Raw genomic sequence first — 11,586 nt, 5'->3', positions numbered from 1 at the left:
GGCGAACTCGAAACCCTTCGCCCCGCTCTCGCGGACCCTCGTGTCGATCGCCCTCCAGGCCGCCTTTCCGCCCGACCGGTAGGAGGTCGGCACCGCAGACAACTCCGCCTGGACACGGCCGTCCGACAGCTGCCAGAACCGCGCATTCGCCGTCCGCCGCCCCGTCAGCTCCCGAACTCGCGTAGCCTTCGGATCGGCCTTGCCCTTCGGTAGCTTCTGCCGGTCGGCAATCCCCAATTCGTCATGCGACGGCGGCTTTTCGTTTCTTTCGCCGTCATCCGCGAACCAGCCCCTGACGGCATCGACAATTCCCTTGTCGTCACCGTCCGAGGCGGACGTGGCATAAGCGACCTGGGGCAGCGCGGTACTCGTCACCGCGGCCACCACCAGGCAGGCTGTGAGCCTGCCCAATCTGGGTCTCACGCCAAACCTCTTCTCATGCGTCGTGAACCAAACGTGCCGCCGAGAACTGGCCTCTTTCTGCATGGGCCAGAGGTCATGGACGGCGGCGCCGGATTTCTAGTCATTCCGGTGACGCCAAGTCAAGTGAGGAGACATCAGAGACAGTTGGCGCCAAACAAGACAGCCGGTGTCCGATATTTCCGCCCGCTGGCAATCGGGTCGCGACATCGTGTATAACCGCCCGGTCCGAATCCCGAGCATCCGAATTCCGAGGGGGATCATTCATGGGCGGCAAAACCCGGGAATCCGCACTGTCCGAACCGGAGCCCGAAGAACCGGACACGCGAACCGCCCCGGAACCGGGTGACGCGAACAAGGAGACGAAGCTCGTCGACTCCGGAAAAGACGCGCAGCCGTACGGCACCGAACGGGCAGCCGGCACGCCGTCACGCCTCCGGCGCGCGGACCGTGCGGGTCTGGCCGTGATCGGCGCGGCGCTGGCCGCCTGCGGCGGCCTCGTCCTGTACGGCGTGCTCGACACCGGCCAGGGCGGCGGCGGGCCCCAACACCGGACCCCCACCGCCGCGGTGACCTATGAGGTGACCGGCCAGGGCACCGCCGACATCACCTACCAGGCCCGCAGCGAAGCCGGAAAGGCCACCGTTGTCAGAGCGGCCCGGCTGCCGTGGCGCACGAGCGTCGAGGTGCCCCTCGGCCGGGACCCGATCGTCAGCATCGTCCTCGGCGACCAGGGCGGGCAGGCCCGCTGCACCCTCGCCGTCCGCGGACACCACGTACAAAGCGCCACCGCCACCGGCACCTTCGGCCGCGCCACCTGCGCCGGCCCCCTGCCCAGCCCGGACACCACCACTCGCTGACCACACACCTCGAAGCCGGTACCACGGCCGGCAGGCCACACCGTATGCACGAAAGACGACAGGGAAGAGCGACGAGCCCCGGAAGACCCCGCGCCCGCCGCCCGCCCGCCACCAAGCCCGGGGCCCGGCTGACCCGGCTGACCGCCGGCGGCGCCGCTGTGTTCGGCGGGGCGGGCCCGGCACCGCCGTCGTCACCACCGCACCCGACCACACCGCAGCCGCCGAGGAGGCACGCCCCGCCCGTGCGCACATGCCCGCACCGGCCGGCTCCGGCACCTCTCGGCGCCCCCTGCCGTGCAGGGAGGGCCGTCGACGCCGACGGCACGCATCGTGTCTGGTTCCAGTACGAGCTCAGCGGAACCGCCTGAGGGACGCGGCGCCTACGCCCGAACCGCCTGCCGCACCTCGGGAGACTCCAGCTGCTCGGCCGTCCGCTTCGCGGTTCCCCGAGCCCAGGCACCACTGGTCACCGCACCCAGCACCAGTACCGCGAGCCCGCACCCGGCGAGGATCCACCACCCCGGCGCGGCGGCGGAGACGAAGGTCTCCCGGTACGACGACGCGCCGACCCCCGCCGCCAGCACCGCTCCGATCACCGCGACGCCCAGGGTCTGCCCCAGCTGCCGGCTGGTGGAGGCGACGGCCGCGGCCACCCCGGCCTGACTGCGCGGCATCCCCGAGACCGCCGTATTGGTGATCGGCGCGTTGACGAACCCGAAGCCGATCCCGAACAGCGCGTACCCCGCGAACAACGTGATGTTGGACGTCTCGGCGTCGAACGCCGCGAACAACACCCCGCTCGCGGTCATCATGACCCCGGCGATCAGCAGCGGCACCCGCGGCCCGACACTCCCGACCAGCCGCCCGGACAGCGGTGCGCACAGGAACGTCGGAACGGCCATCGGCAGCATCCACAGCCCCGCGTGCATCGCGTCCAGGCCGCGCACGTTCTGCAGGTACAGCGTCGACAGGAAGAGGAACCCGCCCAGACTCGCGAACCCGCACACCGCGATGGCGGTCGCCCCGCTGAACGGCGCCGACCGGAAGAACCGCAGATCGATCAGCGGCTCGTCCCGCCGGGGCTCGTACCGGACCAGCCCCGCCAACGCGGCCAGCGCCACGGCGAAGAACGGCAGTACGGCGACCAGGCCCGCGTTCGGCGCCTCGATGATCCCGTACGTCAGCGCCCCGAACAGCACGATCACCAGCACCTGGCCGATTGGATCGGGCCGACGGGCCTTGGGCGCCCGGGACTCGGGCACGTACCGCAGGGTGAGCAGCAGCGCGGCCAGGCCCACCGGCAGGTTGAGCCAGAAGATCGAACGCCAGCCGACCGACTCCACGAGCAGTCCGCCGACCAGCGGCCCGGCGGCCATGGAGATGCCGACCACCGCACCCCACGCACCGATCGCCCGCGCCCGCTCGCGCGGGTCCGTGAAGGTGTTGGTGATGATCGACATGGCGACCGGGTTCAGCATCGAACCGCCCACCGCCTGCACCATTCGGAAGGCGATCAGCGCCTGAAGGTTCGGCGCGAGGGAGCACAGCGCCGAGCCGAGGGTGAAGACGACCAGCCCCGCCATGAACACCCGCTTGCGGCCGAGCCGGTCGGCGGTGGAGCCGGCGAGCATCAGCAGCGAGGCCAGGACCAGGGTGTACGCGTCGATCGTCCACTGCAGGCCGGCCGTACTCGCGTCCAGTTCTCTCTGCATGGAGGGCAGCGCGACGTTCAGGACGGTGTTGTCGAGGCTCACGATCAGCAGGCTCATACAGCAGATCGCGAGCACCAGCATGCGACGACGGGGGCTGAGATCGGGCATGCGGTTCAGCGTACGCCGACTTCGATAGTGTGTCTAACTAATGACTCTGTCACGGTCATCGTCGGCACGGCTCGGCGTGCGTGACAATGGGGGAATGCCCACGACCGCGCCCACGAACAGCACGCCCCTGACCGGCACGACCGGTACGGCCCTGCGGATCGGCCCGCACGCCGTCCAGCCGCCCGTCGTCCTCGCCCCCATGGCAGGGATCACCAACGCGCCCTTCCGCACCCTGTGCAGGGAGTTCAGCGGCGGCAAGGGGCTGTTCGTGAGCGAGATGATCACGACCCGGGCGCTGGTCGAGCGCAACGAGAAGACCATGCAGCTGATCCACTTCGACGCGACGGAGAAGCCGCGCTCGATCCAGCTGTACGGTGTCGACCCGGCCACCGTCGGCAAGGCCGTCCGCATGATCGCGGAGGAGGACCTCGCCGACCACATCGACCTGAACTTCGGCTGCCCGGTCCCCAAGGTGACCCGGAAGGGCGGCGGCTCCGCGCTGCCGTACAAGCGCAACCTGCTGCGGGCGATCCTGCGCGAGGCGGTCAGCGGCGCCGGTGACCTGCCGGTGACGATGAAGATGCGCAAGGGCATCGACGACGACCACATCACCTACCTCGACGCCGGCCGCATCGCCGTCGAGGAGGGTGTGACGGCCATCGCCCTGCACGGCCGCACCGCCGCCCAGCACTACGGCGGCACCGCCGACTGGGACGCCATCGCCCGCCTGAAGGAGCATGTGCCGGAGATCCCCGTGCTCGGCAACGGCGACATCTGGTCGGCACAGGACGCGCTGCGGATGGTGCGGGAGACCGGATGTGACGGCGTGGTCGTGGGGCGCGGCTGCCTCGGGCGGCCGTGGCTGTTCGCGGACCTGGTGGCGGCCTTCGAGGGACGGGACGACTACCGGCGACCGGTGTTGCGCGAGGTCGCCGACGTCATGGTCCGGCACGCCACCCTGCTCGGCGAGTGGATCGGCGACGAGGCCCGCGGGGTCATCGACTTCCGCAAGCACGTGGCCTGGTACCTGAAGGGCTTCGCGGTCGGCTCCGAGATGCGCAAGCGGCTCGCGATCACCTCCTCGCTGGACGGACTGCGGTCCGGTCTGGACGAGTTGGACCTCGACCAGGCCTGGCCGTCCGGCGCCGACGGGCCGCGCGGCCGTACGTCGGGCAACAACCGGGTGGTGCTGCCGGACGGCTGGCTGAAGGACCCGTACGACTGCGCGGGGATCGGCGAGGACGCGGAGCTGGACACCTCCGGGGGCTGATCGGTCCTTTCCGCTCCGGAGGTGTCCGGCGCGGACGGGATCAGTCCTTGGACGGGTGGGGTGTCGAGCCGTACGCCGTCAGGAAGCGGTCGCGGAACGAGCTCATCTTCCACACCGGGGCGTTCTTGGCGGGCCTCAGACCCTCCGACCAGTTCCAACCGGCGATCTTGTCGAGTACCTTCGGGTCCTTCGCGACGATCGAGACGGGCACGTCACGGCTGGCGTGGTTGCCGCTGACCCGGGCGATCGGCTGGTGGTCGCCGAGGAAGACGAGGACGGTGTCGTCGTTGCCGTAGCGCTCCAGCCACTGGGTGAGGCTGGTGACGGAGTACTGGACGGACTTGCCGTACTCCTGCTTGGAGCGGGTGCTGTCGGTGATGATGTCGGAGGGGTGGGTGCCGGCCTTCTGGATCGGCCCGAAGAGCGAACCGTCGCCGAGCTGGTCCCAGCCCACCATCTTCGGGATCGGGGACCAGGGCTGGTGACTGGAGGTCAGGATGATCTCCGACATGAGCGGCTTGTCGCGCTTCTTGCCGTGCTCCAGCCGCTGGAAGGCCTCCAGGGTGTACTGGTCCGGCATGGTCGACCAGCTGAACTTCGGGCCCTTGTAGCCCATCTGGAAGGCGTTGTAGACCTTGTCGAGGCCGTAGAAGCTCTGCTCCGGCCAGCCCTTCTGGACACCGGGCATCACACCGACCGTGTCCCAGGCGCCGGTCTTCTTGAAGGCCTTGGTGAGGCTGAGATGGTCGCTCGACATGACGGTCCGGTAGCGCTGCTGGTTGTCGATCCACAGGCCGGACATGGTGGTGGAGTGGCCGAGCCAGCTGCTGCCGCCGTAGGTCGCCGAGGTCAGCCAGCCGCTCTTGGCGCGGAACCCGGCCTTCTTCAGCGCGGCGGTGCTGCGGTCGAGCGTCCTGTCGACGCCGGGTGCGATGCCCGGGTCCTCGATGGCGCTGCGGCCGTAGCTCTCGATGAAGGTGAAGATCATGTCCTTGCCGCGCAGATCGGGCACGAGCTGGTCGCCGGGTGTGTCTCCGAACTGGTCGGCCTTGGCCTCCTTCTGGAACGCCGCCTCGTCCCGCAGCGTGGTCTTCACCCGCCAGGCCTGCGTCTTCAGGGCACCGGCGGCCCGGTCGGAGGCGATCGGCATGCCGTTGAACTGAAGGCCGAGGGTGGAGCAGGTGATCCAGACCGTGCCGGCGATCAGGGTGGCGCGGGTCGCGGTCCGGGTGTCGCGCACCAGCAGGTTGCTCAGCCGCACCGTCGCCAGCGCCATGAGCACCAGCGTCAGCACGACGAGGACCACCGCGCCGACCGCGGCGGCGACGGCGGTCGTCCGGCCCATCGAGTCCGCGACGTACGACTGCGCGTCGTCCAGCAGGCTCCAGTCCAGGATGAGGTTGAAGCTCCGGCCGAGGTACTCCCTGAACCCCATGTCGAGGAAGTTCACGATCGTCAGCGCACCGAGGACCGCGCCGGAGAACGCCGCCAGGATCATCCGCGGCCGGCGCGGCAACGCGAGCATCGCCGCAGCCCCGATGATCGCCTCCGCCGGCAGCCGCGTGAACCGGTTGGGCTGGAGGGTGGCGACCGTGTTCGGCATCAGCATCGCCCCGAGCACCAGGACGGCGGCCAGCGCGGTGATCGTCCAGTAGAGGACACGGGCGGCGGTGGGGTGACGGGTGCGCCAGGAACGCCAGTGGGCCAGGCGGGTTATGAGGCGGGCCTTGGCGGTGGTGGGGGCGTCGCCCTCGGATGCACCGGGCGCGGCCTCGGCGGTGTCGGCGGTGTCGGACGTGGCCTTGTCGGCTACGGCGGATTCGGGCGCGGCCTCGGCGGTCACGGCCGTGTCGGATGCCGCCGTGTCGGTCACCGCCCTCTCCAGTACCGCCTCGGCGGCTCCCTCCGGGGTCTCCTCACTCGCCGGAGGGACAGCGGCGGTGCCGTCGGCGGCCGTGTCCGGCGGTCGGCGAAAGCGCGTGAAGACAGGCACCCGGAGGTCCTTCCGTACGAAGCCCGGTGGAGCGGCGGGCCCGGCCTCTGGGGGGCCGGGATCCACCGCATTCCCGTACGGTTCGGCTCCGTCCGCTGTTCAGCCCTTTTGCCCAGTGCTCGGCAAACACCGCGCAAACGACTGCCCAACCGGCGCCGGGAGCGGGCCGGGCTCCTGGGGCAGGCCCGGTGCCAGACGCGGTGTCAGGCGCCCCCGACCGCCGTGAGCAGCGCCAAGGGTGCCGCCGCCGAGCGGGACTCCCGTACGCAGGCGTGCGGGTAGGGGACCGGCTCCGCGTGGGTGTCGCGGCCGTAGCCCGCGAGGACCTCCGGGAGGCGGTGGCCGGTCGCCGTCGCCGCGTCGACCAGGGCGTGGGCGACCGTGCGGGCCTCGTCGTGCAGGCCGTAGCGGGCGAGCCCCAGGCTGATCAGCGCGTTGTCGTGCGGCCAGACGGAACCGCGGTGGTAGGAGAGCGGGTGGTACGCCGACTGCCCCGAGGCGAGGGTGCGCACGCCCCAGCCGGAGAAGAAGTCCGGTGCCAGCAGCCGCCGGCCCACCTCCTCGCCGTACTCCTTGTCCAGCAGGCCCGACCAGAGCAGATGGCCGGCGTCCGAGGCGAGCGCGTCCACCTGGCGGCCCTCGCCGTCCAGGGCCAGCGCGGGGAAGGAGCGGTCCGGCATCCAGAAGTCCCGCTGGAAACGGTCGCGCAGATCACCGGCGGCCTGTTCGAGGAGCGCCGCGTAGGTCGCGTCCTCCCACACCGTGCGCGCCACCCACGCCGTGCGGCGCAGCGCGTCGTACGCGTATCCCTGGGCGCCCGCCGCCATCACCGGGCCGCCGGCGCGGGTGCCGTCGGCCGAGCAGATGGCGCCGGGGGAGTCCTTCCAGTTCTGGTTGGCGAGGCCGCCCTGGTCGGCGCGGTAGACCAGGTAGCCGCGGGAGGTGAGGCCGCCGTGGTCCAGCATCCAGCCGATCGCCGCGCGGGCGTGTGGTTCCAGGCGGCGGGCGAGTTCGGTGTCCCCGGTGTGTTCGACGTACGCGCCGAGCAGGACGAGGAACAGCGGGGTGGCGTCCACCGAGCCGTAGTACCGGCCGAACGGCACCTGGCCGAAGTGCGCCAGTTCGCCGTGCCGCACCTCGTGCACGATCTTGCCGGGCTGGGCGACCGACTCGGGGTCGGTCTCCGTGGCCTGGGTCGCGGCGAGCGCGGGCAGGGTGGCGGCGGCCAGCTGCGGGCGGTAGGGGAGCGCGAACAGGGAGGTCAGCAGGGCGTCACGGCCCAGCATGGTGAGGAACCAGGGGGCTCCCGCCGCCGGGACACGCAGGTCCTCGCCGTCCGGGCCGGTCGCCGGGACCTGGAGCGAGGCGAGGTCCGCCAGCCCGCGCGCACAGGCCGCGGCCAGCTCCGGCCAGCCGGTCGGGAAGGCCACGCCCTCCACGAACTCGCCTTCCAGCGCGAGGAGTTGCTCGTTCACTGCCGCAGGGGAGCGCGGGACGCGCAGGGCCCGCCGGTCGCCGTGCGGGCGGGCCATCACCCGCAGGGTCAGCTCCGCCGAACCGTGCGGCTCCAGGTCCAGCGTCCACACCAGGCGACGGGCTCCGGTGCCGGTCTCCTCGACGCCGTCCGGGGCGGGCTCGGCCGTCACCGTCGTACAGGACCGCCATGGACCGCGCTGGTAGGTGAACTCCACGCCGTCGTCCATGACTCGGCGGGAGCGGGTGGCTCCTATTTTCGCGTAGGTGCGGTGGTCGGAGCGCAGTTCGAACTGGTCGGTGAAGTCGGCGTCCGCGGTGACCGCGAGGCGGACCGTCGTCGGCACCGGCCGGTTGCTGGTCACCCGCAACGACTCGACGAACGCGCCGTCCGAGACGGCCTGTTCACGGAAGAGGGTGTACGCGGGCGGCTCCAGCCGTCCGCCGCGCGGCACCAGCACACAGCGTGCGGTGTCCCCGTCGGCGACCGGCGACAGTTCCTCGGGCACCGCGCCGTCGACGGTCAGCTGCCACCGGCTGAGGTGCCGGGCGTCGCGCACGAACAAGCCGTCCGGAAAGCTGCCGTTCCGGACGCCGCTGATGTCCCCTCCGTCGCCGACGGCGGCGAACGTCCCGCCGTGCACGAGCAGATGATGCCGGTCCGTCATCCCCGGTCCCCTCCCTTGACTCCCTGGTCACCCACGCCATCCATGCCGTCCACGCCACGCACGCCGTCCATGTCACCCACGTCGTCCCTGCCGTCCATGCCACCCACGCCCTCCATGCCACTCGCGTCGCTTGTCACTTGGGTGACTGAAGTCATGAATTTCACTGATGTAACCGATATCGCTGATGTCACTGGTGTCACTCAAGTCGCTTGTGCGAACGTGCGGAGGGCCGTCGGGGACACGACGTCTCCGGGGCCCGTGTGCAGCAGGTCGAGGGTGAGCGCGGCGGTCCAGCTGAAGCCGGTCGCCCCGCAGGCCTCACCGGTGTACGGGTCGACGTACTCCGCGAAGTCGGTGGCGGCGGCCAGCTCCAGGGCCTCCGTCCGCAGCGCGTCGGCGCGATCCCGCTCGCCGTGGGTGCGCAGCCCGCGCTCCACCAGCCAGCTCGTGTTGAACCAGGCCGGCCCGCGCCAGTACCGGTGCGGGTCGAAGGCCTCGCCGAGCAGGTCGTAGCTCGGGACCAGCCGGGTGCTGTCGCCGAGGCCGAAGTGCGCTCCGCCCAGGGTGCGCAGCAGCCCGGCCGTGACCTCCCGCGGCAGGTCCGGCAGCAGCAGGGGGACCAGCCCGGAGACCCCGCGCTCGGGGATGAGCTCCCCGGTCGTGACGTCCCGGCACAGGAACAGGCCCGCCGCCGGGTCCCACAGCCGCTCCACGAGCGCCGCCGTCAGGCGCTCCGCGCGCGCGTGCCGGGCGGTACCGGCCGCGCCCAGCTCCTCCGCGATCTGCGCGAGAGCGTGCTCGGAGGCGATGAGCAGGGCGTTGAAGGAGGGGTCCTCGACGGCGAACGAGCTCGCACCGTCCGCGTATCCGCGGTCCCGGTAGTCCGTCGCCAGCCGTACGTACCGTCCGTAGTCCAGGTCCGTCGGCCGGTCCTCGGCCGCCCCGTGGTCGAGGTCGGCGCGGCGGAAGGAGCGGGCCGGGGCGGGCGTGATGCGCGCGAGCGGGGCGTCCCAGCAGGGGCTGTTGTCCATACCCTGTTCCCAGGGGTGCACGACGGACGCCAGGGAGCCCCCGCCCAGGTCGCGCCGGTGCAGCAGATACCGGTGCCAGGCCGCGAGCCGGGGGTACACCCGGGCGAGGAAGCCGCGCGACCGGGACAGCCCCGGGTCGGCGCGGTGCACCAGCCAGGCCGCCAGCGCGTGCACCGGTGGCTGCACGATGCCGGACGTCTGTACGGTGCGCGGGGCGCCCGCGGCGCGCCCCGCGGTCGAGGAGCGCCAGAAGTCGGGGCTCGGGAAGTACGCGTCGAGCGGCACGGAGGGGTTGAAGACGATGTGCGGGATCCGGCCGTCGTCCCACTGGGCGTCGAGCAGCGTCTCCAGCTCCGTCTGGGCCCGCAGCGGCGAGAGGTGGCGCAGGCCGATCGCGATGAACGCGGAGTCCCAGGACCACTGGTGCGGATACAGGCCGTGGGACGGCACCGTGGAGGTGCCGGTCCAGTTGCGCTCCAGCACCCGGGCCGCCCTGACGTGCAGCGAATGTGTCCGCGTGGCTGGACCGTATACAACGCTCCCGGAAGCCGTCACCTCACCATGGCCGGAAAAGGGGGGTGAGGAAATGGTGCGTACGGGATCCAAGGGTCCCGTGTTGCGGGCGGTGAGCTGCGTTGCGCGATCCACTGAGGACTCCCCGAAGACGTACGGCCAACCGGTTCGGCGATGACTGCCGTAGGGTTACGTCTATTTAACACGCAAAACTCAATATGTAATGCAAGCTTGGGAAACACAAGGGGGTGTGCACATGAGCGCGCGAGGTCAGGTCGGTGCAGGAGATCTGCTCGAACTGGTGCGCAGCGGCCGTGCCACGACCCGTGGCGCGCTCCAGCAGGCCACCGGCCTCTCCCGCGCGACCGTGGGCCAGCGTCTCGACCGTCTCTTCCGCGCGGGCTGGCTGCGCGAGGGCGCCGGCGGCCCGGTCGACTCGCCCCTCGGCGGGCGTCCGTCCATCACGCTCGAGTTCGACGACGCCCACGCCGTGGTCCTCGCCGCCGACCTCGACACCCGGCACGCCCGCGCCGCCGTCCTCTCCCTGACCGGCGAGATCCTGGCCGAGCACGCCGGCACCCTGGTCATCGGGGACGGCCCCGACGCCGTACTCGGCGAACTCGGCCACTGGTTCGCCGAGCTCCTGGAGAAGGCGGGCCACCGCGCGGACGAGGTCTGCGGAATCGGCCTCGCGGTACCGGGCCCCGTCGACACCGGAACCGGCAGGGTCGTCCAGCCGCCGATCATGCCCGGCTGGGACGGCTACGACATACGGGGCCGCCTGGCGAGAGCGTTCGGCGAGCACACGGGGGCGGGCCCGGTGCCGGTCCTCGTCGACAACGACGCCAACCTCATGGCGTACGGCGAACAGCGCACGACGTACCCCGAGTGCTCGGCGTTCGTGCTGGTCAAGGTGTCGACCGGGATCGGCGCCGGGGTCGTCGTCGACGGCTCGGTCTACCGGGGCATCGACGGCGGCGCGGGCGACCTCGGCCACATCCGGGTCCCGGCGGGCGCGCAGGCGCTGTGCCGGTGCGGTTCCTACGGCTGTCTGGCCGCTGTCGCCAGTGGCGGCGCCGTGGCCCGGCGGCTGGCGGAGGCCGGGGTGCCGGCGGCGTCCGGTTCGGACGTACGGGACCTGCTGGCGGCCGGGCATCCGGAGGCGGCGGCGCTCGCGCGGGAGGCGGGGCGGCAGGTCGGGGACGTTCTGGCGACGGTGGTGACACTGCTCAACCCCGGCGTGCTGATGATCGCCGGGGACCTGGCCGGCACCCCGTTCCTCACTGGCGTACGGGAGCTGCTGTACCAGCGGGCGCTGCCCCGCTCCACGGCCCACCTGGAGGTGGTGACCTCGCGGCTCGGTGACCGGGCCGGGCTGGTCGGGGGCGGCGCGATGGTCGTGGAGCACCTGTACGCGCCGGAGCGGGTGGAGGAGCGGTTGGCGGCGTTGGGCGTGTGAGGTGAGTGTCCCTCTCGAGACCCGTCCGCATGGTGAAATCCCGGCGCCTGTGGCAGCGTGATTCTCGCCACCCTTGATA

The 11,586-nt window shown here is 71.5% G+C and carries 7 protein-coding genes; 3 read left to right on the top strand and 4 right to left on the bottom strand.

The window, feature by feature from the left end; all coding sequences use genetic code 11:
• Positions 1 to 686 precede the first annotated feature (686 nt).
• Complete coding sequence (locus ACIBK3_RS22175; protein WP_399367902.1) at positions 687 to 1,280, top strand: hypothetical protein; 594 nt, start codon at positions 687 to 689, stop codon at positions 1,278 to 1,280.
• 380 nt (positions 1,281 to 1,660) lie between these two features.
• On the opposite strand, the gene ACIBK3_RS22170 is transcribed toward ACIBK3_RS22175, so the two are convergent.
• Positions 1,661 to 3,100, bottom strand: coding sequence for an MFS transporter (locus ACIBK3_RS22170; RefSeq protein ID WP_399367900.1), 1,440 nt, complete (start codon positions 3,098 to 3,100; stop codon positions 1,661 to 1,663).
• Between the two features lie 94 nt (positions 3,101 to 3,194).
• Between ACIBK3_RS22170 and dusB the strand changes: the two genes are divergently transcribed.
• A complete protein-coding gene (gene dusB, locus ACIBK3_RS22165; RefSeq protein ID WP_399367897.1) occupies positions 3,195 to 4,370 on the top strand; it encodes a tRNA dihydrouridine synthase DusB in 1,176 nt (391 codons plus the stop codon).
• A 40-nt stretch (positions 4,371 to 4,410) separates the two neighbouring features.
• On the opposite strand, the gene ACIBK3_RS22160 is transcribed toward dusB, so the two are convergent.
• From ACIBK3_RS22160 to ACIBK3_RS22150, 3 genes are all read right to left on the bottom strand, one after another.
• Entirely contained in the window at positions 4,411 to 6,363 is a 1,953-nt protein-coding gene (locus tag ACIBK3_RS22160) for a CDP-alcohol phosphatidyltransferase (protein ID WP_399367895.1), read from the bottom strand.
• Between the two features lie 203 nt (positions 6,364 to 6,566).
• Complete coding sequence (locus tag ACIBK3_RS22155) at positions 6,567 to 8,504, bottom strand: glycogen debranching N-terminal domain-containing protein (RefSeq protein ID WP_399367893.1); 1,938 nt, start codon at positions 8,502 to 8,504, stop codon at positions 6,567 to 6,569.
• A gap of 200 nt (positions 8,505 to 8,704) precedes the next feature.
• Positions 8,705 to 10,090, bottom strand: coding sequence for an MGH1-like glycoside hydrolase domain-containing protein (locus ACIBK3_RS22150; protein WP_399367891.1), 1,386 nt, complete (start codon positions 10,088 to 10,090; stop codon positions 8,705 to 8,707).
• A 214-nt stretch (positions 10,091 to 10,304) separates the two neighbouring features.
• Here ACIBK3_RS22150 and ACIBK3_RS22145 point away from each other — a divergent pair, with 214 nt between their 5' ends.
• Positions 10,305 to 11,507 carry an ROK family protein gene (locus tag ACIBK3_RS22145; RefSeq protein WP_399367889.1) on the top strand — a complete coding sequence of 401 codons (1,203 nt, stop codon included), beginning with the start codon at positions 10,305 to 10,307 and terminating at the stop codon, positions 11,505 to 11,507.
• The last annotated feature ends 79 nt before the right edge of the window (positions 11,508 to 11,586 follow it).

Source organism: Streptomyces sp. NPDC050287 (assembly GCF_044459385.1).
In the GTDB taxonomy this organism is placed as follows: Bacteria; Actinomycetota; Actinomycetes; order Streptomycetales; family Streptomycetaceae; genus Streptomyces.
Note: the sequence above shows the minus strand (reverse complement) of the source record. Positions and strands in the feature narration are given on the sequence as shown.

Coding starts and splice junctions, on each gene's coding strand:
- ACIBK3_RS22170 (WP_399367900.1), bottom strand. CDS start 3,100: ATGCCCGATCTCAGCCCCCGTCGTCGCATGCTGGTGCTCGCGATCTGC.
- ACIBK3_RS22175 (WP_399367902.1), top strand. CDS start 687: ATGGGCGGCAAAACCCGGGAATCCGCACTGTCCGAACCGGAGCCCGAA.
- ACIBK3_RS22145 (WP_399367889.1), top strand. CDS start 10,305: ATGAGCGCGCGAGGTCAGGTCGGTGCAGGAGATCTGCTCGAACTGGTG.
- dusB (WP_399367897.1), top strand. CDS start 3,195: ATGCCCACGACCGCGCCCACGAACAGCACGCCCCTGACCGGCACGACC.
- ACIBK3_RS22155 (WP_399367893.1), bottom strand. CDS start 8,504: ATGACGGACCGGCATCATCTGCTCGTGCACGGCGGGACGTTCGCCGCC.